A 26885-nucleotide genomic window follows, 5' to 3' on the forward strand; every position below is an offset into this window, starting at 1 on the left:
CGTGCGGCTGTGCGGCGCGCTCAGTTGCGCGTGCGTGCCGCGTGCGGGGCCTCGTCGTGCAGCCGCTTCCAGGCGCGCCGCAGCTGGCGCGCGGAGCCGAACCCGCAGCGCTCGGCCACGCGATCCATGTCCAGCCGCGTCTGCGCGATGAGTTCGCGCGCCAGCGCCACGCGCAGGCGGTTGATGTAGTCCGGCAGCCCCATGCCGGCGTGCTCGTTGAACAGGCGCGACAGGTGCCGCGGACTGGCGCCGGCCACATGCGCCAGCGCCGTCAGCGTCCACGGTCGCGCCGGCGCCTGCGCGATGGCATCCTGCACGCGGTGCACCGCCGGGTGCAGGTGGTTGCGGCCGTCGAGCCAGTGCGAGTGCTGCGGATCGCTGCCGCCGCGGCGCGCGTACACCACGAGGTGGCGCGCGACCGCCGCCGCGCACGCGGGCCCGGCCTGCCGTGCGACGAGGTGCAGCATGAGATCGACGCCGGAGGTGACGCCCGCGCTGCTCCAGCGCTCGTTTTCTCCGACGTACAGGCGGTTGTCGAGCACCTTGGCGGCCGGCGCCAGCGCCGCCAGTGCGTCGATGCAGGCGTGGTGGGTGGTGCACGCGATCCCGTCGAGCAGGCCGGCGCGCGCGGCCAGCAGCGCCCCCGAGCAGATCGAGGCGAGCGTGTGGCCGGCGCGCACGCTGTTGTGCAGCCACGCCACGATTCGCGCCTCGTCGGCCGCGTCGCGCGCGGCGTCCGCGGTGGACGACGCAAACGCCACGTCGTCCACCGCGCCGGAGACGACCACGAGGGCGCCGTCCGGCAAGGCGGCGGGCAGCGGCGCGATCCCGTCGAGCACCAGGCCGATCGAACTGGTGACGCGGGCGGCCGGACCCACCCATGCGATGTCGAATCGCACCGCGTGCTGCAGGCGGTTCGCCACGCGCAGCACCTCGATCGGACCGGCCACGTCGAGCAGCAGGGTGCGCGGCGGCAGCACCACCGTCACCGGGATCGCGCGCGGCGCGTGCGCCGTCATGCGCGCGGCAGCGCCAGCGCCTCGCCCACGTCCACGATGCGCGCGAAGCGTCCGTCGAGCACCAGTTCGGTACGCGCGCGGATCTCCGCCGCGCTCCAGCGCCGGCCGTCGCGCGCGGTCATCGCGAAGGTCAGCGTCGCTTCCGACACGAAGTCCACCGCGTAGCCGCTGTCGGATGCATGCCGCGCTGTCGTTTCGCAGCACTGCTCGGTGCGGATGCCCGAGACCAGCAGGCGCCGGATGCCGCGTTCGGTCAGCCAGATGCCGAGCCCGCTGCCGGCGAGCGCGCTGTGGCGCGTCTTGTGGAACACCGCGTCCGGTGTAAAGGCGAGCGGCGCCAGCGTCCGCACGTGGCCCGACGCCAATGAGAAGGCGCCGTCGGGTTCGACGTGGAAGATCTGCACCACGGGGATGCCGCCGGCCCGGGCGCCGTCGATCAGCGCCTGCTGGCGGTCGAAATACGCCACCGTGTCGTCGCCCGACCAGTAGTCGCGGTGGCGGAAGGATTCCTGCGCGTCGATGACGATCAGGGCGGTCTGGGCTGCGTGCATGCGGCGCTCCGGTGGCTGGGTGCGGAGCACGATACGTGGCGGCGCATCGCGACGGGAGGCCGGCAGCCGACCAATACCGGACACATTCCGCCATCCGCTGCAGGCGCCCGGCGCGGCGCCTGCCGGCACCGCCGCGCGGGCGTCAGCCCGCCAGCCGCTTCCTGATCAGCGCCGAGACCTGACCCATGTCGGCCTGGCCGGCGAGTGCCGGCTTCAGCACGCCCATCAGCTTGCCCATGTCGGCCGGACCGGTGGCACCGGTGCTGGCGATGGCGGCATCGATATGGGCCAGGATTGCGGACTCGTCGAGCTTGGCCGGCAGGTAGGCGTCGATGACGCCGATCTCGTAGCGCTCGACGGCGGCGAGGTCTTCGCGTGCGGCAGCCTCGTACTGGCTCACCGAGTCGCGACGCTGCTTGACCATCTTTTCCAGCACGGCCAGCACGGCGGCGTCATCGAGCTCGATGCGTTCGTCCACCTCGCGCTGCTTGATCGCCGCGAGCACCAGCCGGATCACGCCGAGGCGATCCTTGTCGCCGCCCTTCATCGCGGCCTTCATGTCGTCGGTGAGCTGCTGCTTGAGCGTCATGGGTGGATCCTCGGACGGAATGGAGATGCGTGCTGGACGCCGTGCGCGACGGGCGGCCCGGAAACCGCGGCGACAAAAACGCAAAAAGCCGGCGGCGCGGGCGCGCGGCCGGCTTTCGGGGAGCGCAACGCGCTCAGTACATGCGCTGCTTCTTGGTGATGTCGCGCCCGACGCGACGCAGGTGACGCTTCACCGCGGCCGCCGCCTTGCGCTTGCGCTCCTGCGTGGGCTTCTCGTAGAACTCGCGCTTGCGGGTCTCGGCCAGCACGCCGGCCTTCTCGCAGGTGCGCTTGAAGCGGCGCAGGGCAAATTCGAACGGTTCGTTTTCGCGGACTTTGACGTTGGGCATGGACGCTCTCGGATGACAGAGTTCAACCCGTCATGACGGGCGAGCCGCGTATTGTACGGGCGGCGCCGGAGTGGTGCAAGGGCGGGGGGCAAGGGGGTGAAGAGGAGCGGCAAATGCGTGAAGGGCGCCGCCGGGGCGGCTTCTCACTCACCTCTCGCGCCTCTTCACCCGCTTCCCGCTGACAGCCCGCTTGCGTCCCGCCGCCGCGCCATCACCTATCCTAGTCAGCCCGCATCTGCCGTCGACCCCCAATGCGCATCCTAGGCATCGAAACCAGCTGCGACGAGACCGGAGTCGCCCTCTACGACACCGAGACAGGACTGCGGGCGCACGCGCTCTACAGCCAAGTCGCGCTGCATGCCCAGTACGGCGGCGTGGTGCCGGAGCTGGCCAGTCGCGATCACGTGCGCAAGTTGCTGCCGCTGGCGCGGCAGGTGCTGGCCGAGGCCGGGTTGTCGGTGGACGATCTGGACGGCGTGGCCTACACCGCCGGACCGGGGCTCGTCGGCGCCCTGCTCGTCGGTGCCGCCACCGGGCGCGCGCTGGCCTGGGCGCTCGGCAAGCCCGCCATCGGGGTGCACCACATGGAAGGACACCTGCTGGCGCCGCTGCTGGAGGCCGATCCGCCGCAGCCGCCGTTCGTGGCCCTGCTGGTGTCCGGAGGCCACTCGCAGCTGGTCGACGTGCGTGCCATCGGCGACTACGCGCTGCTGGGCGAAACCCTCGACGACGCCGCCGGCGAGGCCTTCGACAAGACCGCGAAGATGATGGGTCTGCCGTACCCCGGCGGCCCGCACCTGGCGAAGCTCGCCGCGTCCGGACGCGACGGCGCATTCCGCTTCTCCCGCCCGATGACCGACCGTCCGGGGCTGGATTTCAGTTTTTCCGGCCTCAAGACGCAGGTGTTGCTCGCGTGGCAGCAGTCCGATCAGGGCGACCAGACCCGCGCTGATGTCGCACGCGCGTTCGAGGAGGCGGTGATCGACACGCTCGTGATCAAATGCGAACGCGCCCTGCAGCAGACCGGCCGCCGCACCCTGGTGATCGCCGGCGGCGTGGGCGCCAATCTGCGTCTGCGCGAACAGCTGGCCGCGCTGTCGCGCAGAAGCGGTGTGCGCGTGTGTTTCCCGCGCCCGATCTTCTGCACCGACAACGGCGCGATGATCGCGCTGGCCGGCGCGATCCGCCTGCAGGCGGGGCAGCACGAGGACACCGCCGTGCGCGTGATGCCGCGCTGGGACATGGCCGGGCTCGTGCCAGTGCGCGAAGCGGGTCGAGAGCGGGCAGGGGCGAAAAATGAGTGAACGGCCAACGGATCCTTCCCGAGCCGCCCGCAACACGCGCACTCTGTTTTATCGCTTCTCTCCACGCGGCCGAGCGAACGCCCGGCCACGCAAACATTGCCACCCGCGCTAAGCTCTCTCCCGATTCCCGATTCCCGATTCCCGATTCCCGATTCCCGATTCCCGATTCCCGATTCCCGATTCCCGATCCAATCCACTCTCCACCCGGCGCGCGCATGGACCACGTCTTCATCGAAGGCCTGCAGATCGACACCGTCATCGGCATCTACGACTGGGAACGCCGGATCCGCCAGCCGCTGGTGTTCGATCTGGAAATGGCGTTCGACAACCGCATCCCGGCCGCAACCGATGCCATCGCCGATACGCTCGACTACAAGGCGGTGAGCCATCGCATCGTCGAGTACGTCACCGCGTCGGAGTTCGGCCTGGTCGAAACGCTGGCCGAGCGCGTGGCGGCCATCGTCATCGACGAGTTCGGCGTGTCGCGCGTGCGGCTCAAGCTGAGCAAGCCCGGCGCGGTGCGCGGCGCGCGCAGCGTGGGCGTGTCGATCGAACGCAGCCGCTGAGGCGTGGGCGTGGCGCTGCTCAGCCTCGGCAGCAATGTCGAGCCCGAACGCCACCTGCGGCTGGCGGCGACGGCCCTGCGCGCGCGCTTTCCGGATGTGGTGTTTTCGGCGGTGTACCGCACGCGCGCGGTCGGATTCGATGGCGACGATTTCCTCAACGCGGGCGCACGCTTCGCGAGCGATCTGGACGCGGTCGCGCTCGACGCGTGGCTGCACGCGCTGGAGGATGCGCACGGGCGCCGCCGCGACGTGCCGCGCTTTTCGTCGCGCACGCTGGACATCGATATCGTGTTCTACGACGGCTTGGTCCTGCGCGGTCCGGGCAATCTGCAGCTGCCGCGGCCGGAGCTGCGGCATGCGTTCGTGCTGCAGCCGCTGGTGGATATCGCCCCGGGATTCGTCGACCCGCTGTCCGGCCGGACGCTCGCGACGCTGCCACCGGGCGACGGCGCGGACGAGCTGCAGGCGACCGCGATCGTGCTCTGACCGCGGACCGGACGACGCTGGTGCCGCACGTGGAGTCCGCGCGCGGCGCGAGCCGCCGCTGCCGCAGATCACAGCCCCAAGCTGCGGCCGCCGTCGATGCGCAGCACCTGGCCGGTGGTGTAGCTCGCCTCGCGCAGCAGGAACAGCACCGCGTCGGCAATGTTGTGCGGGGCGCCGACGCGCTTGAGCGCGGTGCCGGCGATCAGCGCCTCCTGGTCGGTGTAGGCCTTGCCGCTGTCCGGCCACAGGATGGCGCCCGGCGCGATACCGTTGACGCGCACCTCCGGCCCGAGTTCGCGCGCAAGCGAGTACGTGAGCATCTGCAGCGAGGCCTTGGCCATGCAGTAGACGGTGTGGCCTTCGAGAGGACGCTCGGCGTAGATGTCGACGAGATTGACGATGCCGCCGCGCGTTTCGCGCAGGTGCGGCGCGGCCGCCTGCGCGAGGAAGAACGGGGCCTTCGCGTTCGAGGCGAACAGCGCATCCCACATCGCCTCGCTGGTGCTGCCGATCGGCGAGGGGAAAAAGCCCGAGGCATTGTTCACCAGCGCATCGAGGCGACCGAACCGCGTCACGCAGCGCGCCACGAGGTCGGGCAGGCGCGCGGTGTCGGCCAGTTCTGCGCGCAGCAGCACGGTGCTGTTGCGGCGCCGGCCTTCGAGCCGGTTCTGCAGCAGTGCCGCGGCATCGGCGCTTTCGCGGTAGTGCAGCGCCAGATCGTAGCCGGCGCTGTGCAGGCCGTCGGCGATGGCGGCGCCGATGCGCCGCGCGGCGCCGGTGACGAGGGCGACAGGTCGTTGCGAGGTCATGCCGCTAACATACCCGTTCCCCTCCGACGGACGCCATCGCGTGCGCATCGACCTGCCGCCTCCCGATACCGACGCGCTCGCGCACAGCGCGCGGCTGCGTGCGGCCATCGCGGCCGACATCGCCGCGAACGGCGGCTCGATCCCGTTTTCGCGCTTCATGGAACTGGCGCTGTACGCGCCCGGGCTCGGCTACTACTCGGCCGGCTCGCACAAGTTCGGGGCCGGCGGCGACTTCGTCACCGCGCCCGAACTCGGTCCGCTGTTCGCGCAGTGCGTGGCCGAGGCGGTGGCGCCGGTGCTGCGGCAGATCGACGGCGGCGGATTCTTCGAGCTGGGCGGCGGCAGCGGCGCGTTCGCGGCCGATGTGTTGTGGCAGCTGGCCGAACGCGGCGCGTTGCCGGTGCGGTACGGCATCCTGGAGCCGAGCGCCGACCTGCGCGAACGCCAGCAGGCGCTGCTGCGCGAGCGCCTGCCGATCCGGCTGTTCGAGCGCATCGACTGGCTCGATGGCCCGCCCGAGCGCGCGTGGAGCGGCGTGCTGTTCGCCAACGAGGTGCTCGACGCGCTGCCGACACCACGCTTCGCTCGCCGCGACGGCGAAATCTGGGAAGAACACGTCGTCGTCGATGCCGGCGGCGCGCTCGTGCGGGTCGACCGACCGGCCGACGCGCTGCTGCGCGCGGCGGTGCGCCACGTGGAGGAGTATCTCGGTGCTCCGCTGCCCGAAGGCTATCGCTCCGAGCTGCTGCCGCAGCTGCCGTACTGGATCCAGGCCGTCGGCGGGCTGATGCGCCAGGGCGCGATGTTGTTCGTCGACTACGGCTATGCGCGCCGCGAGTACTACGACAGCGCGCGCACGGACGGCACGCTGCGCGCGTTCTACCGCCAGCGCATGCATGCCGACCCGCTGCTGCATCCGGGGCTGCAGGACATCACCGCGTCGGTCGATTTCACTGCCCTGGCCGAGGCCGGCACCAACGCCGGCTTCGATATGGCCGGGTACTGCTCGCAAGCGAGCTTCCTGCTCGGCAACGGTCTGATGCAGCGGTTCGAGGCGCTGCACGAACAGGCGCCGGACGAAGCGGTGCGTTATGCGCTGGCGCAGCAGGTCAAGCGTCTGACCCTGCCGGGCGAGATGGGCGAACGCTTCCAGGCGATGGGGTTCGTGCGCGACGTGCAGTTCGGCCATGCATTCCTCGGCGGCGACATGAGCTGGCGCCTGTGATGCGGCCGCTGCGCCGGCCGCGGCTGTGGCTGGGGCTGTGGATCGCGATGCTGGCGATGGTGATCGTGTTGTCGCTGGTGCCGCCTCCGGATTTGCAGGTGCCGTTGCCGGACCATGCGGACAAGATCGAACACCTGCTCGCATACGCGGCACTCGCGTTCGCGGGCCTGCAGCTGTTCGGATCGCGCGCGGCGCTGGCGTGGATGGCCGTCGGGCTCGTGGCGCTGGGCGTGGGGCTGGAACTTGCGCAGGGCACGCTGGTGCCGGCGGTGCGCCGCATGGACTGGCTCGACGCGGTGGCGAACATGCTCGGCGTGCTGCTGGGCGTGGCGCCGCTGCGCACGCGGTGGGCGACGCTGCTGCTGCGCCGCGGAGGCTAGCTCAGTCGGCCGGCGGGTCGCGCAGCGTCGCTCGGGCCGTCGCGATCGCGGCGATGCGCGCGCGCCGCAGGCGTTCGCCGATCTGTTCGCCGCTCAGGCCCGTCACGTCGAGATCGCGCACGCTCACCGAGCGCGCCGCGCGGTGCAGCGTGGCCAGGCGTTCGCGCTGCGGATACGGAGCGTCCTGCAGGCCGAGCCGCCCGCGTTTGTCGGCTTCGCAGACGATGCCAAGCTGCGCGATGCGTTCGGGTTTGCGGAAGCCGTCGCAGCGAGCGATGAGGTCGTGCACGGTGTCCGCGCGCAGCTCGTCGAGACGGTGCACGTTGAGGTGTTCGCGGCAGGCGATCTGCGCCAGCTGTGCGTGCTCGGCGGGAACGCGCAGGCGTTCGCACAGCGCGCGCAGCGGCGCGAGGCCGCCGTGTTCGTGGCCGATGTGCTTGGGCAGCACATCGGCCGGTGTCAACGCCTTGCCCAGATCGTGCGTGAGCGCGGCGAAGCCGATCACGCTGTCGCCGGGCGCGAGCTGCGCGGCCATGTCGCAGACCATGCCGGTGTGCACGCCGGTGTCGACTTCCGGATGGTATTCGGCGCGCTGCGGCACGCCGTCGAGCGCGGCCACCTCGGGCAGCACGCGTGCCAGTGCGCCGCAGTCGCGCAGCGTCTGCAGGAAGGCCGACGGACGGGGCTCCTCCAGCGCGCGCCGCAGTTCCTGCCAGACGCGCTCGGGCACGAGGTGATCGGCTTCGCCGCTGTCGACCATGCCGCGCATCAGTGCGCCGGTGTCCGGCGCGACGGAAAACCCGAGCGGCGCAAACCGTGCCATGAAGCGCGCCGCGCGCAGGATGCGCACCGGGTCCTCGGCGAACGCGGGCGACACGTGGCGCAGTAGGCGCGTTTCGATGTCCGCGACGCCGCCGAACGGATCGACGAGCGTGCCGTCGTCGGCCTGCGCGATGGCATTGATGGTGAAGTCGCGGCGTGCGAGATCCTCCTCCAGCGTCACGTCGGGCGATGCGAACACGGTGAAGCCGCGGTAGCCGTGGCCGGATTTGCGTTCGGTGCGCGCGAGCGCGTATTCCTCGTGCGTCCGCGGGTGCAGGAACACCGGAAAATCCTTGCCGACGGGGCGGAACCCCGCGGCAGTCATCGCGTCGGGCGTGGCGCCGACCACGACGAAATCGCGATCGCCGCCGCTGCGCTGCAGCAGCGCATCGCGCACCGCGCCGCCGACGAGATAGACCCGGCCGGGAACGGCGACCCCCGTCATCGCAGCGCGCGGTTGCGGTCCAGCTGCGCCTGGCGCGGGCTTTGCGTCAGCAGATCCGGCACCACGGCATCGATCGGCGTCTTCTCGATGCCGAGGCGGAACAGGCCGTCGATCCCGCCGACCGAATCGAGCGCGAGCGAGAGATAGTTGTCGGTCGAAAACGGCTTGCCCGGCACGAAATCCATGACGGTGGCCTGCAGCCGCCCGAGCGCATCCGGCAGCGGAATCACGAGCCGGCGCAGGCCGCGGTGGCGCGCGGTGTAGCGCACGATGTCCGCGAGCGTGAGCACGGCAGGGCCGTACAGTTCGTAGGTCTGGCGCACGGTGCCGGGATCGCGCAGCGCGCGCGCGAAGGCCTCGGCCACGTCGCCCACGTAGACCGGCGCGAACTTGGTGCCGGCACGCGCCAGCGGCAGCACCGGCGTCAGCCCGAGCAGGAACGCGAAGCGCCGGAACAGGCCGTCGCCGCGGCCGAAGATCACCGAGGGCTGGAAGATCGTCCAGTCGAGCGCGGACGCCTTCACTGCCGCCTCGGCCTCGCCACGCGTGCGCAGGTAGTGGCTGCGGCCGCGGCCGGCGTTGAGCGCGCTCATCTGCAGCAGGCGCGGCACACCGGCGACGCGGCAGGCATCGATGACGGTCTGCGTGAGTTCGACGTGCGCACGCCGGAACCCGCTGCCGGAAAAGCCGCGTTCGTTGAGGATGCCGACCAAGTTGACGACGGCATCCGCGCCGGCGAATCGCTCCACCAGCGCACCTTGCGAGAACACGTTGGCGGTTTCTATGCGTACGTTCGGCAGCACGTAGAGCTGGCGCAGGCTGGTGCGGTTGCGGCTGAGCACGGTGATGCGGTGGCCGTCGCGCGCAAGGCGCGGCACCAGGTGCTGGCCGACGAAACCGGTGCCGCCGAGGATGACGATGTGCTGCGGATTCATGGCGTGCTCGCGGCGGCGGGAAGCGATGCGACGGCCGGCGCGGCGGCCGGACAGACGAACTTGCGCCGCGTCACGCGCTGCGCGCCCGGGTCGCCGACCATGCGGCGCGACACCGGCACCGCGTCGCCGTCGAAGCGCCAGTCGTAGATGACGCTGAAGGCGAGGATGCGCGCGACGTATTCGCGCGTTTCGCGGTACGGGATGGTCTCGATCCACAGATCGACGTCCGTCGGCGTGCGCTGCGACAGCCAGCGCGCCACCGCGCCGGCGCCGGCGTTGTACGCGGCGGTGGCGAGGTACGGCCGGCCGCCGTGCTTGCGCAGCATCGAGGCAAGATGCGTGGTGCCGAGCGTGATGTTGGTCAGTGGCTGGTACAGCAGCTGGTCGCCGCTCCAGCCCAGGCCGAGTTTCTTCGCTTCCATCTTCGCCGTGCCCGGCAGCAGCTGCATCAGGCCCAGCGCGTTGGCGTGCGAACGCGCATCGGCGATCCAGGCGCTTTCGGCACGGATCAGCGCCGCCACCCACGCCGGATCCAGGCCATTGGTTTTCGATTCCGCGCGCACGTGCTTTTCGTGCGGCAGCGGGAAGCGCAGCGCGTACAGGCGCAGATCGTCGCCGCTGTTGAGCGTGAACACCGCGCGATCGAACCAGCCGGCATCGTCGGCCAGCGCCACGGCGACGCGGCGTTCGTCCACCGACAGCGTCGGCATCAGCACGTCCCATTCGCGCCGGGCCCACGCTTCTCGGCCGATGGCGTGCAGTTCGCGCGCACGCACCAGCGCCGGCAGGGCGTCGACGCGCTTGTGCAGCGCGGCGTCGTTCGGCGGGTCGAGCGGGCACAGCGCGTACGGTGCATCGATGCGGTCGGCGGCGAGGAAACCGAAGTAGTTCGGCTCGCGCGCGATGGCGGCGTAGTCGGCGCGCGCGGTGGTGTCGCCGTCGAGCTCGCGCAGGCGTGCATCGAGGTAGCGCCAGCGCGGGTCGGCGCGCTGCGCCTCGCCCATCGCGGCGATGGCCTTTCGCGCTGCGGGGCGGTCGTTGCGCGCGAGCGCCTCGCGTGCGCGCCACTCGTGCAGGCGTTCGTCGTAGCTTGCGGCCGGCACCGCGGCGAAGCGGCGGGCGCTCTCGGGCAGGTACGACGCCGCCGTCCACAGCGCCACCTGGTACAGCACCTCGCCGCGTTCGCGTTCGGCGAGTTTCAGCCGCGGCGTCAGCGCCGCGAGCAGGCCCTCCGCAACGCCGGGATTGTTCTTCGCCAACCGCGTCATGCCCAAAACGGCGATGCGGCGGCTGCGCGCATCCGCCGGCCACGTCGCGCTCGGCGCCTGCGTGGGCGCGGCCAGATAGTTGGCATAGGACAACGCGCGCGTCGCCTCGGCCGCCGGCAGGCTTTTTGCGAGGAAGCGGATCAGCGCGACGTTGCCGGCTTCGGCGGCAAGATCGATGCGCTGCCACACCAGCGCAGGCGTGATGCGCCCGGCGAGCTTCAGCGCGGCAAACACCGGGTCGCACAGCGCCGGCACCGAGTCGGCGCTCAGCCACATCGCCTGCGCCTCGTCCATCAGCGTGGCATCGCCGCCGGCCACCAGCCGCGACTGCAGCGATGCACAGCGCAGCGTGGCGTCCTCGCGCTCGACGTAGAATTGCCGGAACGTGGCCCAGTCGCGCCGCTGGACGAGCGTGCCGAGCCAGGCGTCGCGCAGCGTGGTTGCGATGGGCAGCCCCGCGTTGCGCGCGAGGAAGGTCCGCACCGGTTCCGCGCCGGTGGTGGAAAGCTGGCGACGCAGCGTGGCGTATTCGAGGTATGGCGCGAGCGGATGCTTCGCGAACGGCAACGCCGCGGCGCGGTACTCCGACAACGGACCGCGTTCGGCGGTCTCCAGCGCACGCTTGAACGCGGCGCGCTGCGACGACAGGTCGGCGGCGCACGCGTCGGTGCACAACCACAGGGACAGCAGGCAGATGACGATCCTTATCATGCGGCGCAGTGTAGCGGCTCGACCGCGCCGGCCGAACCGCGCGGCGCTGCCGTGCTGATCGCGTGGGGCATCTACCTGGTGCTGGGCGTGGCCGCGGGCATCATGGCCGGCCTGCTCGGCATCGGCGGCGGACTGATCCTGGTGGTGGCGCTGGTGTGGCTGCTGCCGACGCAGGGCGTGCCGGCGGGCGATGCGATGCATGTCGCGCTCGCGACCTCGCTCGCGAGCATCGTGCTGACCGGGCTGTCGTCGGCGCGCGCGCACCACGCGCGCGGCAGTGTGCTGTGGCGCAGCGTGGCGTGGCTGGTCCCGGGCATGCTGCTCGGCGGTCTGCTCGGGGCGGCGGTCGCCACCGCGCTGTCGGGCGAGGCGCTGCGCTGGTTCGTCTGCGGATTCTGCGTGCTGGCGGCGCTGCAGCTGCTGTTCGGCCAGCCGCGCGCGGGCGGTGATCGGACCGATGCCCCTGCGTCGCCCGGACTCACCGCAGCCGGGGTCGGCATCGGCGCGGTCTCCGCCGTGGTCGGCATCGGCGGCGGCAGCATGACCGTGCCGCTGCTGGTGTGGCTGGGCGTGGCGCCGGTGCGCGCGGTGGGCACCTCCAGCGCGTGCGGCGTGGCGATCGCCGTCGCCAGCGCCATCGGCTACATGGGCCTGGGGCCGGCGCCCGGGGTGCTGCCGGCAGGCAGTGTCGGTTACGTGTACGTGCCGGCGGCGGTCGGCATCGCGCTCACGTCGATCCTCGCCGCGCCGTACGGCACGCGCCTGGCGCACCACATCCGCCCGCAGACGCTGAAGCGGGTGTTCGCGGCCTTTCTGCTCGCGGTCGCGCTCTCGCTGCTGCTCAAGTGACCGGCCGCACCGGGGCGCTGCGCCGTCGGGCGCGTCTTTGCGTACGTCACGGCACGAAGTAAACGTTTTCACGGACGTTCGGCGCCGGTTCGATACGCACGCGGCACGCCGCTCGTCACATTCCGCTTGCACAGAATTTACATTTTATTTACAACAGGCCGTCCGCCGCAGGGGGCTGTGTTCGCGGACCCACACCCACCGGAGCGTTGCATCCATGACCCGTCCTACCGTCGTCCGCCCGTCCCGCAAGCCGCTGGGACTCGCCCTGCAACTCGCCCTTGCCACCGCGCTGCTGCCCGCCGCGGCGCAGGCGCAGGACGAGCCGCGCGCGCTCGATCGCATCGAAGTGACCGGCTCGCGCATCAAGAAGGCCGAGATCGAAGGCCAGACCCCCGTGCTCACGCTCACGCGCGAGGAAATCGCGCGCACCGGCCTCACGTCCGTCGCCGACATCGTGCAGCAGCTCACCGGTGCGGGCTCCTCGCTCAACACCAAGTTCAATTCCAGCGGCAACTTCGGTTTCCCGTCGGACGGCAGCGGCGTCGGCGCGGGCTCCGCGACGGTCGATCTGCGCCACCTCGGCTCCAAGCGCGTGCTGGTGCTCGTCGACGGCATCCGCTGGGTCAACGAGGCCTCGGCCTCAGGCGTGTCGGCATCCACCGACCTCAACACCATCCCGGTCTCGATCATCGAGCGCATCGAAATCCTCGAGGACGGCGCGTCGGCCATCTACGGCTCCGACGCGGTGGCCGGCGTGGTCAACATCATCACGCGGCGCAATTTCGACGGCGCGTCCGCCACGGCGTACTACGGCGAGTTCGACGAGGGCGGCGAAACCAAGTCCGGCGACGTGTCGTTCGGCGGCAGCGGCGACAATTTCACCTTCTTCCTCGGCGCGAGCTACACCGAGCAGGACGGCATCAGCTCGACCAAGTACGGGCCGGCGGCCGTGCCCGTGCCCGGCACCGGCCTCACATTCGGTTCCTCGGCAACGCCCAACGGGCGGTTCGTCTTCACCGATCCCGACACCGGCGAAACGGTCAGCATCACCACGCCCAACGGCTCGTTCTTCCCGAACGGCCCGAACTATCCGGACGACTTCATCGGCTTCGGCACCGCCAACCGCTTCAACTTTTCCGAATACAACCTGCTGCTGACGCCGAATGAGCGCAAGGGCGTGTTCGGCCAGGCGCGCTTCGATTTCACCGAAAACACCAGCTGGTACGTGCGTACCCTGTTCAACCAGCGCGAATCGCTGAACCAGGCCGCGCCCGAGCCGATCTTCCTCGGTCCGGACGCCGGCACCGGCAATCCGTACGCGGACGACATCTTCATCTCGGCCGACAACCCCTACAACCCGTTCGGCTTCGATCTCATTTCCAGCGGCGAAGGCGCGAACCTGATCCTGCTCGCACGCCGCCCGGTCGAAGGCGGCGCGCGCCGTTTCTACCAGGACGTGGACACCTGGTACTTCGGCACCGGCCTGGAAGGCAGCTTCGACCTCGGCGAGCGTGCCTTCTTCTGGGACCTCAACTACGCGCGCAGCTCGAACGAGGCCGAGCAGACCAACTACGGCAGCTACAACATCCGCCGCATCAACCTCGCGCTCGGCCCGCTCGCCGCGTGCCAGGCCGATCCGCAGTGCGTGCCGCTGGACCTGTTCAGCGGCGTCGGTTCCATCACGCAGGAGATGCTCGACTACGTCCAGCCCGTGGTGCGCGACTACAGCGAGAACAACCTGCAGCTGTTCTCGGGCAACATTTCCGGCGACCTGTTCGACATGCCGGCCGGTCCGCTGGCGTTCGCCGCGGGCGTGGAGCACCGCAAGCTCGATGGCCTGTATCGTCCCGACGCGCTCACCGTGGCCGGCGAGTACAACGGCGTGCCGTCGCTGCCGACGCAGGGCGAGTACGACGTGGACGAGTTCTACACCGAGCTCAACATTCCGGTGTACGCCACCGGCGATTCGCAGCTCGACATCAGCGTCGCCGGCCGCTATTCGGACTATTCCACCTTCGGCGGCGAGACCACCGGCAAGGCCGGATTCCGCTGGCAGTTCTCCGACCAGTTCCTGCTGCGCGGCACCTACGCGGAGGGCTTCCGCGCGCCGTCGATCGGCGAGCTGTTCGGCTCGGCCGCGCGCTTCGACGCCACGCTGCGCGATCCGTGCCTGATCGGCCTCGACGGTTCCGCCCCGACCGCGCCGGCCGACATCTGCGCCGCGCTCGGCGTGCCGGTCGGCGCGGAGCAGTCCAACCCGCAGATCTCGGTCACCACCGGCGGCAATCCGAACCTGGAGCCGGAAGAGGCCGACAGCACGACGCTGGGCTTCGTCTTCAGCCCGGCGTTCGCGAGCGATACCTCGTGGTCCGAGCGCCTGGACTTCGAGTTCACGTACTACCGCCACGAGATCGACGGCGCGGTGCAGGCCATCGACGCGCAGACCCAGCTCGACCTGTGCACCAGCGCCGGCCCCGGCTCGCCGTTCTGCGAAGGCATCACGCGTGCGTCCACCGGCGGCATCAACAGCTTCAACAACCGCCTGCAGAACTTCGGCAGCATCGAAACCGACGGTTACGATTTCGACATCGTGTGGACGCTGCCGTCGAGCGACATGGGCAGCTTCCGCATCAACTGGCAGAACACGTTCGTGGAAGAGTACGACGCCGTCGACGCACTCGGCACGCGGCAGCCGAACGGCGTGGGCGTGGAAGTCAACAACAGCTCGATCCCGGAGTGGAGCTCGAACCTTGGCCTCGACTGGGCCTACGGCGACTTCAGCGCGCGCTGGACGCTGCGCCACACCAGCGATCTGACCGAGGACTGCGGCGATGCGGCATCGTTCCCGGTCTGCAGCGATTCGTTCGTGGCTGGGCAGGATCCGGACACCGGCGACGACATCATCGCAGGCACCAATCACCTCGGCTCCACCACGTACCACGACCTGCAGCTGGGCTGGAAGGCGCCGTGGTTCCAGGGCACGCAGTTCACGCTCGGCGTCAACAACGTGTTCTCGAAGGATCCGCCGATCTGCCTGTCGTGCTCGCTCAACGGCTACGACGCATCGGCGTACGATCTGCCGGCCGGCCGCTTCGCCTACGTGCGGGCGGAAATGAAGTTCTGATCGGTTGACGCCGCCACGCGCGGTCCGGTGCTCCGGGCCGCGCGTGGCGATCAGTTCTCGAAACTGTCGGAGAACAGGTCGTCCGGACCACCGGTGCCGGCGAGGCAGGCGTACGTCGGCGCACGCGCGGCGAAGCGCGACAGGCTGCACGTGGAGAAGCTGTCCGCGGGGTCGCCGATGGTGATGACCGGTTCCATCACGAAGCCGTTGTTCGGGCACCCCGCCGCGTGGGTGTCGGGCTCGCCGTCGTGTTCGGCGCCGTAGTTGTGCCCGAGCTCGTGCGCGACGATGGCCGCCGTGGTGCCGATGTCGACATCGCCGCCGCTGACTCCGATGCTGAATTCCTGGTTGCAGAGAATATCGAAGTAGGCAAGACCGCCACCGATGCCCGGCTTGCCGGAGATGAGGTGCGTGGCCGCGCGGAACGCCGGCGCGGCCGGCGTGAGGACGTAGTCCTGCAGCTGATCGAGCAGCGCGCCGGTGTCGGTGCCCACGATACCGGCGTTGCCCGCCGGCAGCAGCCGCAGGGCGTGCAGGTAGACATCGGTGTTTGCGGCCGCGTAATAGCCGTCGATGATGTTGACGATGGACGCCACGCGTGCCGCTTCGTCGCCGTACAGCGCCTGGAACTGCGTGTCCACGACGATGCTCAGGCCAAGCTCGAAACCACCGCCCTTGGCCGCGGCGTGCCGAGCGGGCGCGGACGGTGCGAGCGGTGTGCGGCGCACGTCGTCGCGCATGTCCATGCGATCCCAGGCGTGCCGCCCGCGATAGACGATGCTGCCGGTCGACACGCCGGCCGTTGCCGCGGCCTCGGGCAACTCGCGCGCGGCGGTGAGATTCCACATGTCGTGCCCGTCCCACAGCGCGCCTTCCCAAAGCCCGTCGGTCCGGCTCAGGCGCACCCAGCTGCCCGCCTGGCCCGCGATCTCGCCGAGGTAAAGGCGCTGCCTCTTGGCCGCGACACCGGGCACCAGACGGGCGATGCGCCGCTCCAGCACGGTGTTGGGCTGCAGCAGGACGCGCTGCCGCTGGCCGCCGAGGTTGAGCTCAAGAACTGCGCGATCGGACTTGCCGGTCTCGAGCGTGATCTTCGGATCGAAGGCGCGCTCGATGAAAAACGCATCGGCTTGCGCCGCGTGGGCGAATACGAACATCGCGGAGCACACCACGGCGACGACGAACGGACGGCATGGCATCGGACTCTCCTCACACGGGAAGGATCGGTGTCGATGGCTGGTATGGGCGAGCGATCGGCCGGTTGGGATGGTAATCGAAGTTCGTTGGCCACCCGGTGCATCGGGATTCCGATCCGTCACCCGCCCGGATGCGGCGGCAGCGGCCTGCCGCGCGGCCGCATCAGCAGCGGGTGCAGCACCACCGCGCCGACCACGATGGCGACGCCGACATAAAACGCCGGCCCGAGTTCGCGCTGTTCGCCCAGCAGCACGATCGCGAGCGCGATCGCGTAGATCGGTTCGAGATTGATCGCAAGCTGCGCCGCATACGCGCTCAGGTGCCGCAGCGCCACCAGCGAGAGCGTGAACGGCAGCAGCGTACAGGCCAGCGCAAGCAGCAGCAGCAGCCACGCGTCGCGGGCGTCGGGCAGCGGAAAGGCGCTGCCGGCATGCGGAAACAGCGGCGCGAGCGCGGTGAGGAACAGCGCGCCGGCGCCGATTTCCAGGCACGTGACGGTCAGCGGATCGGCGCGGGTGACCAGACGCTTGTTGTACGCGCCGAAGATGGCGACCAGCAGCGCCGACAACGCGCCGACCGCGACGCCGACGCGCATGTGCGCCGGAATGCCGCCGACCACCAGCGCCACGCCCGGCACGACCGCGATGCCGAGCAGCAGCTCGCGCGGTTCGAAGCGGCGGCGCGTCACCAGCGGTTCGACCAGCGCGAGGAACACCGGTGCAAGCGCGATGCAGGTGACCGCGACCGAGGCGTTCGCAAGCTTGATCGCGCCGTAGAACGTGAGCCAGTGCAGGGCCACGAGCACGCCGACGCCGGCATACGCCAGATGCAGCCGCGGCGGCAGCGCGCGCAGGCCGCGCCAGACGCGCGGCAGCGCCAGCAGCACCGCCGCGACGATCAGCATGCGCCACCAGACCAGCGCCAGCGCCGGCAGCGAGATGAGCTTGCCGAGGATGGCGGTGAAGCCCCACAACAGCACGCAGACATGGATCTGGAACTGGGCGCGGGCGGTGTCGGTGAGAGGCATGGACTGCGGTGCCGGGGTGGGTGCGGGGTGGGTGCAGATTGCGCGCGGAGCGGCATCAGCCCTTCCCTCTTGACGGGGAAGGGTTGGGATGGGGGCTGCTGACCTTGATCCTGCCTGTGTCGATTTCCCCGCTCGGCTCACACGCTCGGACCAGCACCGCGGGGCCGGACAGTCATCCCGTCACGATCTGCGCAAACGACCAGCCAATGCAAGAGCCACCTCATCCCAGCCCTTCCCCGTCAAGGGGGAAGGGCCCAAGAGCACTCATTGCGTCGCAGCGCCTCGCGCCGCCGGCAATTCGAGCTCCGCTGCCAGCGCCAGATGATCGGACAGCAGTCCCGGCAGCACCCAGCGCCGGTGCACGTCGATGCCCTCCGACACCAGGATGTGGTCGATCGCGCGCTTGGGTTGCCAGCTCGGGAAGGTCAGCACGCGTTCCTCGGGCGGGCGCAGCGAGGTGTGGCGGTAGAGGCCGTGCATCTCGGCCGCGTCGCATTCGCAGTTGAAGTCGCCCATCAGCACCGCATGGCCGGGGCCCGCGAGCAGCTCGGACAGGAACGCGATCTGCGCCGCGCGCGCGCGCGGACTCAGCGACAGGTGCGCGATCGCCACGGTGAGCGCGTCCTCGTCGCGGCCGTAGCGCGCAAGCAGCACGCCGCGGCCGGGAATGCGGCTGGGCAGGGCGTAGTCGAGCACCTCGTCCGGTTCGTGGCGCGAGAGCAGGCCGTTGGCGCTCGATGCGATGCGCCCCACGCGCCGGTTCGGCTGGTGGCTCCAGAACGGAAACCCGGCGCGTTCGGCGAGATAGTGCGTCTGGTTGAGGAAGCCCGAGCGCAGCGAGCCCGGATCGGTTTCCTGCAGGCCGACCACGTCGAACGCGGCGGCCAGGTCGGCGAGGGCATCGAGGTTGCTGCGCTTCTCGCGGTGCGGGAGCACGTTGCTCCACGAGCGGGTCACGTAATCGCCGTAGCCGCGCGTGCTGGCGCCGGCCTGGATGTTGGCGCTCAGCAGGCTGATGCGGCGGCGCTCGGCCGGCGGCGGCGAAGGGTCGGTCATCGGATCAGGATGCGGGCACGCACGCGGCGCCGCAAGCGGGTGCGGCGGAGCGTTGCGCCGGGCATGCGCGCCGCGGTCGGCGTCAGCCGGCCTTCTTCGCGGCGCGTTCCTTCTCGATCAGCCAGTCGGTGATCTGCAGCATCTTGGTGAAACTGCCTTCGCGCGGTGCCACCACGCGGTACTTGCCCGCGACGATGATCGACGGCGTGCCGTCGACGCCGTAGCGCGGCACCTGCGCCTGCGCCTGCGCGATCTTGGCGTTCACCGCGAAGCTTTCCATCGTGGCGAGGAACTGCGCCTTGTCGACGCCGTGTTCGCCGTACCACGCGGCGAGGTCGTCGAGGCTGCCGATGCGGCGCTTCTCGGTGTGCAGCGCCTCGAACAGCGGGTCGTGGGTCTTTTCCAGCACGCCCATCGTCTGCGCGGTGTAGTAGGCGCGGCCGTACACCTCCCAGATGCCGCCGAACACGGCCGGCATGTAGTCGAGCTTCACGTCCGCAGGCAGGGTCTTCTTCCACGCGGCAAGCTGCGGCGCCAGGTGCGCGCAGTGGATGCAGGAATAGCCGAAGACTTCGATCACCTCGATCTGGTCGCCGCTGCTGGTGGGCTGCGCGGGTTCGATCGGGAAGTAGTCGCGTCCGGCCTGGTACGGCTCGGCGCCGGCGGCGGCGGGCGTCTGCGCCAGCGCGGGCAGGGCCAGCAGCGCGGCGGCGGCGAGGAGCAGCGGCGTTGCGAAGGAGCGAAGGCGCGACGTCATGGGCGGTGTCTCCGGAAACGGGGCGGAAGTGGCAGGCGGGCGCGCAGCCATGCTGCGTCCGCGGAACGGACTCGGACCGTCAGGGCGCGGCGTTGGTTCCGCCCTGCGCCAGTTCGCGCATCGCGAGCCAGCGCGCGGCGTTGAGCATGCCCTGGTGGCCGCGATCCTGCGTCACCACCACGCGGTACTTGCCGGCCACCACCAGCGTCGGCGTGGCCTCCACCGCCCAGCGCACGATGGCTTTCTGCGAGCGTGCGATGATGGCGTTGATGCCGAACGACTTCATCGTCGCGAGCATCTGCTCCTCGTCCACGCCCAGATCCGCGTACAGGCCGGCCACTTCCTCGGCCGATCCGGTCTTCAGGCGACGGTCCTCGGCCACGGCCTTGAACATGGCGGCGTGGGTGCTGTCGAACGCGCCGAGCGCCTGCGCGGCGTGAAACGCCCGCGCGATCTGCTCCATGCTGCCGTTGGACATCGGCAGGTAGACGAATTCGATATTGGCCGGCAGCGTGGCCTTCCACGCCGGCACCAGCGGGTCCAGGCGCGCGCAGTGGATGCAGGTGTAGGAAAACACCTCGGCGATCTCGACCTTGCCCGGCGTGTTCGAGAACGGCTGCGCCGGTTCGATCAGCGTGTAGTCGGTGCCTTCGCGCGGCGCGGGCCCGGTCGGCATCTCCGCCTTGGATGCCGTCGGCGGCGTCGCGGTGTCGGCAGGGGCAGGTGCCGCGTCGATGGCCGGCGTGTCGGTGCGCGCCGCGTCCGCGGCGGGCGGCGTCGGTTCAGCTGTGGACGTAGGCGCAGGCGCGTCCGCCGGGACGGCGGCGGGAGCAGGTGCAGCGGCCGGCGCCGGCGCCGGCGCCGCGGCAGGCGTGGCATCGTCGGATGCGCCGCCGCAGGCAGCCAGGGCCAGCGCCAGCACGCCCGTGGCGAGGATCGAACGGCCGGCGCGCATCACTGCGTCGCCACCGCGTCGACGACCGGATGCAGGCCTTCGATGTACGTGGACAACGCCTGGATTTCCTCGTCGGTCAGCGGCCTGGCGACGTCGCCCATGATCGTGTTGAGGGTTTCGTTCTTGCCCCAGACCTTGCCTTCGCGGAAGTGCTGCAGCGCCAGCGCCGTGTAGCCGGCGTGCTGGCCGGCGAGCGCCGGATACGCCGCGCCCGCGTTGCCGTGCCCGGTCGGGCCGTGGCAGGCCATGCAGGCGGGAATGCCGCGCTTGGCGTCGCCGCCGCGGTACAGCGCCTGGCCCACTTCGTAGAACTTGCGGTCCTTGTTGGGGCCGTCGGCGATCGGCGTTTCGTCGGCGATGCCGGCACGCACGGTCTGGCTTGCGAAGTGCGCGCCCAGGTCGCGCATGTCCTGCGGCGACAGCGTGCTGGCGAAGCCGACCATGATGGCGTTCTCGCGCCCGCCGCTCTTGTACAGCGCGAGCTGGCGCGCGATGTAGCGCTCGTTCTGGCCGGCCAGTTTCGGGTACTGCGGATCGACCGAATTGCCGTCCACGCCGTGGCACGCGGCGCAGGCGGCCGCCTTGCCGGCACCGGCGGCGGCGTCGCCGGGCTGGGCGGGGCCGTGCGCGTCGCTGAGCTGCGTCACTTCGGCGGGAACCGCCTCGGGCTGCGCGATCACCTGCGCCGGCGCGGGTTCGGTCTGCGCCAGCGCGCCGAACGCAAGGCCAAGGCCCAGTGTCAGGACGCCGACAGTGCCAGAATAGCGCCGAAAACTCATACACTTGCTCCACCAGAACGATCGGATCGGGCTGCATCGCGGGCGCTGTCGCCGACGCACGTGCAGAAACCCGTGAATTATCCCCGCCGGCTCCCGACCGGTCAACGAAACAAGAAGCCCAGTCCATGACCGACTCCCGCCCGCCGCGTCCGTCCGCGGCCACCGAGGCGCACCCGCTGCGCGCGACGCGTTACGTGCGCAGCGTGCACGAACTGAAGAACCTGCCGCCCGACGTCGGCCGCGAAGTCGCGATCGCCGGCCGCTCCAACGCCGGCAAGTCGAGCGCGATCAACGCCATTACCGACCAGAACCGCCTCGCGCGCACCAGCAAGACGCCGGGCCGCACCCAGCAGCTCAACTACTTCGAGGTGGCACCGGAAAAATTCCTCGTCGACCTGCCCGGCTACGGCTACGCCAAGGTGCCGCCTGCGCTGCGCGCGCACTGGGAAGGGCTCATCGACACGTTTTTCCGCACGCGCGAGGCGCTCAAGGGCCTGGTGGTGGTGATGGATATCCGCCACCCGCTGCGCGATTTCGACCTGCAGATGCTCGGCTACGGCCGCGCCGGCGGGCTGCACTGCCACTGCCTGCTGACCAAGGCCGACAAGCTGCCGCGCGGGCAGCAGGCCAAGGCGTTGCTCGAAACGCGCCGCGCGCTCGGCGACGATGCCACGGTGCAGCTGTTCTCGGCCGAGGACCGCACCGGCGTCGAGGAGGCGCGCGCGGTGCTGGAGCGCTGGCTGGCGTTGGCGCCGCCGGCCTGAGCCGGCGACGCCGTGGCGGTCACGGCACGTAGTCGATCGAGATTTCGATCGGACGCGCCGGTTCGTCGAAGCCGGTGACGGCGGGATCGTTCGGTGGCGCCGAGTAGTGGTCGCCGGTCAGCGCGCTCGTGTCCGCAAGGCAGCCGGTCGAATTGGCGCGGCTCTGGCGTGCCGGGTTGGTGAGGCGCGCGGCGTTCTTGGGAACGTAATAGAGCGTGTTGGACGGTCCCATGCCGGCGATGGCGCCGCGGAAGGTGCTGCCCGCGAAGAGCAGCGCCGGACCGACGCAGCCGGCGGCCGCATACGACACCGTGCCCTGGCCCGCGACGGTGCGATCCGGCGTGATCGCGACCACGTAGCCCTGCTGCGTGATGAAGCTCACGTTGTAGCCGTAGCCCGGGATGTCGAGCGAATGCAGCGGGCGCGCCAGCGCCGTACTGGGCGTGCCGTTGATCGACACGCTGGCCTTGGCACCGCCGGCCGGGCCGGCAGGTCCGGTGGCACCGACAGGGCCGGTGGGTCCGACCGGGCCGGCCGGTCCGGTGGCGCCCGCCGGACCCGCGGGGCCGACGGGGCCCTGCGGTCCGGGAGCGCCTTGCGGTCCCGCCGGGCCGGTGGCACCGATCGGGCCGGCGGGGCCTTGCGGGCCCGCTGCACCGATGGCGCCGGTGGCGCCGGCCGGTCCGGGATCGCCCTGCGGGCCCGCGGGGCCGACGGCGCCGGGCACGCCCTGGGCGCCGGCCGGACCTTCGCTGCCCTCGGGGCCGGGAGGACCGATCGGGCCGGTCGCGCCGACCGGGCCGATATCGCCTTGCGGGCCGATCGGTCCCGTCGGCCCTGCAGGTCCGCTCGGCCCCGCCGGTCCGGTGGGGCCCGTGTCGCCCGTGGGGCCGGTCGGACCGGCCGGTCCCGCCGGTCCCGCCGGTCCGGCGGCGCCTGTCTCGCCCGCGGGCCCGGCCGGACCGATCGGACCTGCGGGTCCGGCCGGTCCCGCGGGCCCGGGTGCCCCGTCGAGTCCGTCCGCGCCGGCAGGGCCTGCCGGGCCGACGTCGCCCGCCGGTCCGGCCGGACCGATCGCGCCGGGATCGCCTTCCGGTCCTGCCGGTCCTGCCGGCCCGGTCGCGCCGACCGGCCCCGCGGGCCCCGGTGCGCCGGCCGGTCCGGCCGGGCCCGTGGGGCCGGTGATCGAACCGGGCGCGCACGGGCCCAGCGCACCGCTCGCGGCGTCGAAGCACAACACGCTGCCGCGCTCGTCGGCCGCCTGCAGGCCCGGAATCGCGACGCTGCCGTCGCCGTCCACGCGCAGCCGATCGGCGCTGTCGGCCGGATCGCGCACGCTGAAGCCGCCGTCGACGGGTGGAGTCACGGTGACGTCGGCGGCGTGTGCGGCACCCGACACGGCCACGAGGATTGCAGCGGTCAGCGCTCGGTGCGGAAAGCGGAACGACATGGACTGTCTCCGATCAGGAAAAGATAAGGTGTGGAAAGAACCCGGCAACGGAGGGGTGGCCGCGTCGCCGACGACGGTGCGGCAGGTCAGGCGCGCAGCCGCGAGGGCAGGTGGCGTCGCTGGCGCCACGTGACGGCGCCGAACAGCAGCACCATCAGCAGCAGGCCGAGATCCGACAGCGCGGGCACCACGAGCGGCTGCACCACCACGGGCGGGTCCGTCGGGCCGCCGCCACCGCCGCCGAACCAGCCGGTGGCGTTGCCGCTGCCGCCCTGGTTGGTGAGGGTCGGTGCCAGCGGCTGGCCGGTGGCGTGCACGTTGGAAACGCCGACGTTGGCGATGTCCTGCGTGCCGCCCGGCAGCAGGTTCACCGCGGCGATGCCGGCGGCGGTGACGTCGATCTGGATCGGCACGCCTTCGCCGACAATCTCCAGCAGCGCCGAGACACGCTGCGTCGAGCCCGATTCGAGCCGGTATCGCGTGCCGTTGGCGCTGACCAGGCTCAGCGTCGCGAACTGCGTGCTGCCGAGGATGGCGCGGATCGCGGCGGGTCCGTCGCGGAATTCGACCACGCTGCTGCCGGCGATGACGGTGGCGCGGTTCTCCCAGTCGCCGACGAGCGTGATGGCGCCGCTGCCAAGGTCGGCGGTGCCGGCCAGCACGCGGAAATCGCCGACGCCCAGGAGCTCTCCGGCGCCCAAGCGCACCGTGCCCGAGGTGACGACATCGCCGCCCGCGGCGTCGATGCGGCCGCCGCGCAGATCGAGCGTGGCCCCGGCCGGCACCGTGATGGACGCACTCGCCGGCGCGATCGCGGCAAGACACAGCAGCAGCACGCTGCCGATCAACGGGTAACGCATCGTGGTGGCCCCTGCCCCCGTCCCGGTGCGGGACAGGGTCGAGTTCAACAGATGCACGGCGGTGGTTCAATCCGAAACGGGGCAGGACGAGCGATTTGATCCCATTTCGTCCCGGGTGCAGGCGTGACGCGCACGACCGGATGCGGCGTGCGTCACACCGCCACGTGGATCCCGCACTCGCGCTTGAGTCCGAAGAAGCGTGTGTCCTCCTCGCTCATGCCGCTTGCCAATGGTCGCGTGGTATGGAAATCGCCGATCGAGACATACCCCTGCTCCCACAGCGGGTGGTACGGCAGATCGTGCTTTTTCAGGTAGTCCCACACGTCCTTGTCCGACCAGTCGACGATCGGGTTGACCTTCCAGCGCGTGCCGCGCAGTTCGAGCACCGAGGCGTTGCTTCGGCTGCGCGCCTGGCTGCGGCGCAGGCCGGTGAACCAGGTGCGGATCTCCAGTTCCTCCAGCGCGCGCCGCATCGGCTCGACCTTGCGCAGGTCGTTGTAGCGCTCGATGCCGACCACGCCCTGCTCCCACAGCCGGCCGTGCCGCGCTTCCATCCACGCGCGGCTCACCAGCGGGCGATACACCTTGAGGTTGAGCTTGAGCCGTTCGGTGAGCCGGTCGGCGAAGTTGTAGGTTTCGGGGAACAGATAACCGGTGTCGATCAGGATCACCGGGATATCGGGCTTCTGCTGCGTGAGCAGGTGCAGGGCGACGGCCGACTGCGCGCCGAAACTCGACGACAGCGCGTGATTGGCGGCGCCGCTCGCCAGCGCCCATTCCACGCGCTGCTGCGCGCTGCGGGTCTCCAGCCAGCGGGTCAGATCGTCGAAGGCGCGGCCGTCTTCGGCGGCGGCGACGGGATCCGGGGGGCTCATGCGGTCAACTCCAGTGGGATGGGGGCGTACTTGTCGTTCGGGATCGTCACGATGCCGGCGCGCTTGAGGAAATCGCCGAAGCCTTCGTCGGGTGTGCGTTCGGCGGCGTAGCGCGCGAACAGCGGATCGAGCTCGGCGAGGATCCGGGCCTCGTCGATGTTTTCGCGGTACAGCACGTTGAGCCGCTGGCCACGGTGGTCCGCGCCCAGCATCAGGTTGTAGCGGCCGGGCGCCTTGCCCACGAGCGCGATCTCGGCCAGGTACGGGCGCGAGCAGCCGTTCGGGCAGCCGGAGATGCGCAGCAGGATCGGCGCCTCGCGCAGGCCGTGGCGCTGCAGCAGCGGATCGAGCATTGCGACGAAGTCCGGCAGGTAGCGTTCGGCTTCCGCCATCGCGAGCCCGCAGGTCGGCAGTGCGACGCAGGCGAGCGCATGGCGGGCGAGGGCGCTTTGGCTTGCGGTGCCGTCGAGCGCGTGGGCGTCGATCAGCGCATCGATGCGCGCGCGTTCGCCCGCCGGAATACCTGCGATGACGAGGTTCTGGTTCGGCGTGAGCCGGAACTGCGCGTCGGGGGCTGCGTCGCGCAGGAGCGTCGCGATCGCGCGCAGGCCGGTGAGGTGCGGCTGTCCGTCCCGATCGGCCACGCGGCCGGCGAAAAAATGCAGCCCGCGGTGCCAGCGCCCGTCCTCGCCCTTGCTCCAGCCGAGGCGGTCGCCATTGTGCGAGAACGCGAACGGCCGTGCGGGCGCGAGCGCAAAGCCGGCGCGACGTTCGACCTCGGCCACGAACCAGTCGATCCCGCGATCGTCGATGGTGTACTTGAGCCGCGCGCGCTTGCGCACCTCGCGGTTGCCGAAGTCTCGCTGCGCCGTCACCACGGCCGTGGCGACATCGATGAGCTGTTGCGGCGTGACGAACCCGACGCTATCGGCGATGCGCGGATACGTCTCCGCGTCGCCGTGCGTCGCACCCATGCCGCCGCCGACCGTCACGTTGTAACCCACCAGCACGCCGCCCTCGACGATGCCGATGAACCCCAGGTCGTTGGCGAACACGTCGACATCGTTGTTCGGTGGCAGCGCGAAGCCGATCTTGAACTTGCGCGGCAGATAACGCTCGCCGTAGATCGGCTCGTCCTCGCTGCCGGAACCGGCGACGCGTTCCTCGTCGAGCCAGATCTCGTAGTAGGCGCGCGTGTTGGGCAGCAGGTGCTCGGACAGGCGTGCGGCGTCGTGCCAGAGTGCGGCGTGTGCGCCGGAGAGCTGCGGATTGGCCGCCACCATCACGTTGCGGTTGACGTCGCCGCAGGCGGCGAGCGTGTCGATGAGCGTGGCGTTGATCGCCTGCATCGTGGCCTTGAGTTCACGCTTGATCACGCCGTGGAACTGGAAGGCCTGGCGCGTGGTGATGCGCAGCGACCGATTGGCGTAACGCGTGGCGATGGCGTCCAGGCCCAGCCACTGCGCGGGCGTCACGACACCGCCGGGCGTGCGCGTGCGGATCATGAACTGGTAGTCGGGTTCGAGCCTTGCGCGGCGGCGCTCGTCGCGTTGATCGCGGTCGTCCTGCTGGTAGCTGCCGTGGTACTTGATCAGCGTGGTGTCGTCCTCGCGCAGCGCGCCGGTGACCGGATCGGCCAGCGAGTCGAGCAGCGAACCGCGCAGGCGTCGGCTGTCGGCCTTGATCGTTTCGACGAGGGTGGCGGTGTGGCTCATGGCGGAATGGCAGCGATG

Annotated in this window: 26 protein-coding genes; 8 read left to right on the forward strand and 18 right to left on the reverse strand. The window is 70.7% G+C overall.

Going from position 1 to position 26885, the window contains the following annotated elements; genetic code table 11:
- Window positions 1-20: 20 nt before the first annotated feature.
- The 4 genes from HNQ52_RS12100 to rpsU form a co-directional block, all read right to left on the reverse strand.
- Window positions 21-1019 (reverse strand): GlxA family transcriptional regulator, encoded by a 999-nt coding sequence (locus HNQ52_RS12100; RefSeq protein WP_183961432.1) that lies wholly within the window; start codon window positions 1017-1019, stop codon window positions 21-23.
- Window positions 1016-1570, reverse strand: a complete 555-nt coding sequence (locus tag HNQ52_RS12105; protein ID WP_183961433.1) for an isochorismatase family protein — start codon at window positions 1568-1570, stop codon at window positions 1016-1018. The genes HNQ52_RS12100 and HNQ52_RS12105 overlap by 4 nt, the downstream gene beginning before the upstream one ends.
- Before the next feature lie 142 nt (window positions 1571-1712).
- Window positions 1713-2159: a GatB/YqeY domain-containing protein gene (locus HNQ52_RS12110; RefSeq protein WP_183961434.1), complete on the reverse strand. Its 447-nt coding sequence runs from the start codon at window positions 2157-2159 to the stop codon at window positions 1713-1715.
- A gap of 133 nt (window positions 2160-2292) precedes the next feature.
- Complete coding sequence (gene rpsU / locus HNQ52_RS12115; RefSeq protein WP_183961435.1) at window positions 2293-2508, reverse strand: 30S ribosomal protein S21; 216 nt, start codon at window positions 2506-2508, stop codon at window positions 2293-2295.
- A 251-nt stretch (window positions 2509-2759) separates the two neighbouring features.
- Between rpsU and tsaD the strand changes: the two genes are divergently transcribed.
- From tsaD to folK, 3 genes are all read left to right on the forward strand, one after another.
- Window positions 2760-3812: a tRNA (adenosine(37)-N6)-threonylcarbamoyltransferase complex transferase subunit TsaD gene (gene tsaD / locus HNQ52_RS12120; RefSeq protein ID WP_183961436.1), complete on the forward strand. Its 1053-nt coding sequence runs from the start codon at window positions 2760-2762 to the stop codon at window positions 3810-3812.
- A 215-nt stretch (window positions 3813-4027) separates the two neighbouring features.
- Window positions 4028-4378 carry a dihydroneopterin aldolase gene (gene folB, locus HNQ52_RS12125; RefSeq protein ID WP_183961437.1) on the forward strand — a complete coding sequence of 117 codons (351 nt, stop codon included), beginning with the start codon at window positions 4028-4030 and terminating at the stop codon, window positions 4376-4378.
- A gap of 3 nt (window positions 4379-4381) precedes the next feature.
- Entirely contained in the window at window positions 4382-4864 is a 483-nt protein-coding gene (gene folK / locus HNQ52_RS12130) for a 2-amino-4-hydroxy-6-hydroxymethyldihydropteridine diphosphokinase (RefSeq protein ID WP_183961438.1), read from the forward strand.
- A 68-nt stretch (window positions 4865-4932) separates the two neighbouring features.
- Here folK and HNQ52_RS12135 read toward each other — a convergent pair whose 3' ends face one another.
- Window positions 4933-5673: a pteridine reductase gene (locus HNQ52_RS12135; protein WP_183961439.1), complete on the reverse strand. Its 741-nt coding sequence runs from the start codon at window positions 5671-5673 to the stop codon at window positions 4933-4935.
- 40 nt (window positions 5674-5713) lie between these two features.
- On the opposite strand from HNQ52_RS12135, the gene HNQ52_RS12140 reads away from it, so the two are divergent.
- Both HNQ52_RS12140 and HNQ52_RS12145 read left to right on the forward strand, forming a co-directional pair.
- Complete coding sequence (locus HNQ52_RS12140) at window positions 5714-6898, forward strand: class I SAM-dependent methyltransferase (protein WP_343059349.1); 1185 nt, start codon at window positions 5714-5716, stop codon at window positions 6896-6898.
- Window positions 6898-7278 (forward strand): VanZ family protein, encoded by a 381-nt coding sequence (locus HNQ52_RS12145; RefSeq protein ID WP_183961441.1) that lies wholly within the window; start codon window positions 6898-6900, stop codon window positions 7276-7278. Before HNQ52_RS12140 ends, HNQ52_RS12145 begins: the two co-directional genes overlap by 1 nt.
- A gap of 1 nt (window position 7279) precedes the next feature.
- Here the strand turns inward: HNQ52_RS12145 and HNQ52_RS12150 are convergent, their stop codons facing one another.
- From HNQ52_RS12150 to HNQ52_RS12160, 3 genes are read right to left on the reverse strand one after another with little or no spacing between them, the layout of a single operon-like run.
- Entirely contained in the window at window positions 7280-8545 is a 1266-nt protein-coding gene (locus tag HNQ52_RS12150; RefSeq protein ID WP_183961442.1) for a multifunctional CCA addition/repair protein, read from the reverse strand.
- The gene (locus tag HNQ52_RS12155) at window positions 8542-9480 is read right to left on the reverse strand and encodes a complex I NDUFA9 subunit family protein (RefSeq protein WP_183961443.1); all 939 of its coding nucleotides are present in this window, start codon (window positions 9478-9480) and stop codon (window positions 8542-8544) included. The genes HNQ52_RS12150 and HNQ52_RS12155 overlap by 4 nt, the downstream gene beginning before the upstream one ends.
- Window positions 9477-11459: a lytic transglycosylase domain-containing protein gene (locus HNQ52_RS12160; RefSeq protein WP_183961444.1), complete on the reverse strand. Its 1983-nt coding sequence runs from the start codon at window positions 11457-11459 to the stop codon at window positions 9477-9479. Before HNQ52_RS12160 ends, HNQ52_RS12155 begins: the two co-directional genes overlap by 4 nt.
- Window positions 11460-11510: 51 nt before the next feature.
- Here HNQ52_RS12160 and HNQ52_RS12165 point away from each other — a divergent pair, with 51 nt between their 5' ends.
- A complete protein-coding gene (locus HNQ52_RS12165) occupies window positions 11511-12308 on the forward strand; it encodes a sulfite exporter TauE/SafE family protein (RefSeq protein WP_343059351.1) in 798 nt (265 codons plus the stop codon).
- A gap of 214 nt (window positions 12309-12522) precedes the next feature.
- Complete coding sequence (locus HNQ52_RS12170; protein WP_183961445.1) at window positions 12523-15432, forward strand: TonB-dependent receptor plug domain-containing protein; 2910 nt, start codon at window positions 12523-12525, stop codon at window positions 15430-15432.
- Window positions 15433-15482: 50 nt separating this feature from the next.
- Here the strand turns inward: HNQ52_RS12170 and HNQ52_RS12175 are convergent, their stop codons facing one another.
- The 6 genes from HNQ52_RS12175 to HNQ52_RS12200 all read right to left on the reverse strand — a co-directional run bounded on the left by HNQ52_RS12175 (window position 15483) and on the right by HNQ52_RS12200 (window position 21203).
- Window positions 15483-16631: a M12 family metallo-peptidase gene (locus HNQ52_RS12175; protein ID WP_183961446.1), complete on the reverse strand. Its 1149-nt coding sequence runs from the start codon at window positions 16629-16631 to the stop codon at window positions 15483-15485.
- Between the two features lie 116 nt (window positions 16632-16747).
- Window positions 16748-17656, reverse strand: a complete 909-nt coding sequence (locus HNQ52_RS12180; protein WP_183961447.1) for a DMT family transporter — start codon at window positions 17654-17656, stop codon at window positions 16748-16750.
- Window positions 17657-17920: 264 nt separating this feature from the next.
- Window positions 17921-18712, reverse strand: a complete 792-nt coding sequence (locus HNQ52_RS12185; protein WP_183961448.1) for an endonuclease/exonuclease/phosphatase family protein — start codon at window positions 18710-18712, stop codon at window positions 17921-17923.
- A gap of 82 nt (window positions 18713-18794) precedes the next feature.
- On the reverse strand, window positions 18795-19469 hold the full coding sequence (locus HNQ52_RS12190; RefSeq protein ID WP_183961449.1) for a thiol:disulfide interchange protein DsbA/DsbL: 675 nt from the start codon (window positions 19467-19469) through the stop codon (window positions 18795-18797).
- A gap of 79 nt (window positions 19470-19548) precedes the next feature.
- Window positions 19549-20424: a thiol:disulfide interchange protein DsbA/DsbL gene (locus tag HNQ52_RS12195; RefSeq protein ID WP_183961450.1), complete on the reverse strand. Its 876-nt coding sequence runs from the start codon at window positions 20422-20424 to the stop codon at window positions 19549-19551.
- Window positions 20424-21203: a c-type cytochrome gene (locus HNQ52_RS12200; RefSeq protein ID WP_183961451.1), complete on the reverse strand. Its 780-nt coding sequence runs from the start codon at window positions 21201-21203 to the stop codon at window positions 20424-20426. Before HNQ52_RS12200 ends, HNQ52_RS12195 begins: the two co-directional genes overlap by 1 nt.
- Before the next feature lie 125 nt (window positions 21204-21328).
- Here HNQ52_RS12200 and yihA point away from each other — a divergent pair, with 125 nt between their 5' ends.
- Window positions 21329-21967: a ribosome biogenesis GTP-binding protein YihA/YsxC gene (yihA, locus tag HNQ52_RS12205; protein WP_183961452.1), complete on the forward strand. Its 639-nt coding sequence runs from the start codon at window positions 21329-21331 to the stop codon at window positions 21965-21967.
- A gap of 19 nt (window positions 21968-21986) precedes the next feature.
- On the opposite strand, the gene HNQ52_RS12210 is transcribed toward yihA, so the two are convergent.
- The 4 genes from HNQ52_RS12210 to cysI form a co-directional block, all read right to left on the reverse strand.
- Window positions 21987-23417, reverse strand: coding sequence for a collagen-like domain-containing protein (locus tag HNQ52_RS12210; protein ID WP_183961453.1), 1431 nt, complete (start codon window positions 23415-23417; stop codon window positions 21987-21989).
- A gap of 86 nt (window positions 23418-23503) precedes the next feature.
- A complete protein-coding gene (locus HNQ52_RS12215; protein WP_183961454.1) occupies window positions 23504-24277 on the reverse strand; it encodes an IPTL-CTERM sorting domain-containing protein in 774 nt (257 codons plus the stop codon).
- 152 nt (window positions 24278-24429) lie between these two features.
- Window positions 24430-25152: a phosphoadenylyl-sulfate reductase gene (locus HNQ52_RS12220; RefSeq protein ID WP_183961455.1), complete on the reverse strand. Its 723-nt coding sequence runs from the start codon at window positions 25150-25152 to the stop codon at window positions 24430-24432.
- Window positions 25149-26867 carry an assimilatory sulfite reductase (NADPH) hemoprotein subunit gene (cysI, locus tag HNQ52_RS12225; protein WP_183961456.1) on the reverse strand — a complete coding sequence of 573 codons (1719 nt, stop codon included), beginning with the start codon at window positions 26865-26867 and terminating at the stop codon, window positions 25149-25151. The genes HNQ52_RS12220 and cysI overlap by 4 nt, the downstream gene beginning before the upstream one ends.
- Between the last annotated feature and the right edge of the window lie 18 nt (window positions 26868-26885).

Origin of the sequence: Chiayiivirga flava, assembly GCF_014202825.1 — a bacterium.
Taxonomy (GTDB): Bacteria; Pseudomonadota; Gammaproteobacteria; order Xanthomonadales; family Xanthomonadaceae; genus Chiayiivirga; species Chiayiivirga flava.

Excerpts from the sequence above, each read along its gene's own strand:
- HNQ52_RS12100 (WP_183961432.1), bottom strand. The coding sequence starts at position 1,019 with ATGACGGCGCACGCGCCGCGCGCGATCCCGGTGACGGTGGTGCTGCCG.
- HNQ52_RS12105 (WP_183961433.1), bottom strand. The coding sequence starts at position 1,570 with ATGCACGCAGCCCAGACCGCCCTGATCGTCATCGACGCGCAGGAATCC.
- HNQ52_RS12110 (WP_183961434.1), bottom strand. The coding sequence starts at position 2,159 with ATGACGCTCAAGCAGCAGCTCACCGACGACATGAAGGCCGCGATGAAG.
- rpsU (WP_183961435.1), bottom strand. The coding sequence starts at position 2,508 with ATGCCCAACGTCAAAGTCCGCGAAAACGAACCGTTCGAATTTGCCCTG.
- tsaD (WP_183961436.1), top strand. The coding sequence starts at position 2,760 with ATGCGCATCCTAGGCATCGAAACCAGCTGCGACGAGACCGGAGTCGCC.
- folB (WP_183961437.1), top strand. The coding sequence starts at position 4,028 with ATGGACCACGTCTTCATCGAAGGCCTGCAGATCGACACCGTCATCGGC.
- HNQ52_RS12135 (WP_183961439.1), bottom strand. The coding sequence starts at position 5,673 with ATGACCTCGCAACGACCTGTCGCCCTCGTCACCGGCGCCGCGCGGCGC.
- HNQ52_RS12145 (WP_183961441.1), top strand. The coding sequence starts at position 6,898 with ATGCGGCCGCTGCGCCGGCCGCGGCTGTGGCTGGGGCTGTGGATCGCG.
- HNQ52_RS12150 (WP_183961442.1), bottom strand. The coding sequence starts at position 8,545 with ATGACGGGGGTCGCCGTTCCCGGCCGGGTCTATCTCGTCGGCGGCGCG.
- HNQ52_RS12155 (WP_183961443.1), bottom strand. The coding sequence starts at position 9,480 with ATGAATCCGCAGCACATCGTCATCCTCGGCGGCACCGGTTTCGTCGGC.
- HNQ52_RS12160 (WP_183961444.1), bottom strand. The coding sequence starts at position 11,459 with ATGATAAGGATCGTCATCTGCCTGCTGTCCCTGTGGTTGTGCACCGAC.
- HNQ52_RS12170 (WP_183961445.1), top strand. The coding sequence starts at position 12,523 with ATGACCCGTCCTACCGTCGTCCGCCCGTCCCGCAAGCCGCTGGGACTC.
- HNQ52_RS12175 (WP_183961446.1), bottom strand. The coding sequence starts at position 16,631 with ATGCCATGCCGTCCGTTCGTCGTCGCCGTGGTGTGCTCCGCGATGTTC.
- HNQ52_RS12180 (WP_183961447.1), bottom strand. The coding sequence starts at position 17,656 with ATGCCTCTCACCGACACCGCCCGCGCCCAGTTCCAGATCCATGTCTGC.
- HNQ52_RS12185 (WP_183961448.1), bottom strand. The coding sequence starts at position 18,712 with ATGACCGACCCTTCGCCGCCGCCGGCCGAGCGCCGCCGCATCAGCCTG.
- HNQ52_RS12190 (WP_183961449.1), bottom strand. The coding sequence starts at position 19,469 with ATGACGTCGCGCCTTCGCTCCTTCGCAACGCCGCTGCTCCTCGCCGCC.
- HNQ52_RS12195 (WP_183961450.1), bottom strand. The coding sequence starts at position 20,424 with ATGCGCGCCGGCCGTTCGATCCTCGCCACGGGCGTGCTGGCGCTGGCC.
- HNQ52_RS12200 (WP_183961451.1), bottom strand. The coding sequence starts at position 21,203 with ATGAGTTTTCGGCGCTATTCTGGCACTGTCGGCGTCCTGACACTGGGC.
- yihA (WP_183961452.1), top strand. The coding sequence starts at position 21,329 with ATGACCGACTCCCGCCCGCCGCGTCCGTCCGCGGCCACCGAGGCGCAC.
- HNQ52_RS12210 (WP_183961453.1), bottom strand. The coding sequence starts at position 23,417 with ATGTCGTTCCGCTTTCCGCACCGAGCGCTGACCGCTGCAATCCTCGTG.
- HNQ52_RS12215 (WP_183961454.1), bottom strand. The coding sequence starts at position 24,277 with ATGCGTTACCCGTTGATCGGCAGCGTGCTGCTGCTGTGTCTTGCCGCG.
- HNQ52_RS12220 (WP_183961455.1), bottom strand. The coding sequence starts at position 25,152 with ATGAGCCCCCCGGATCCCGTCGCCGCCGCCGAAGACGGCCGCGCCTTC.
- cysI (WP_183961456.1), bottom strand. The coding sequence starts at position 26,867 with ATGAGCCACACCGCCACCCTCGTCGAAACGATCAAGGCCGACAGCCGA.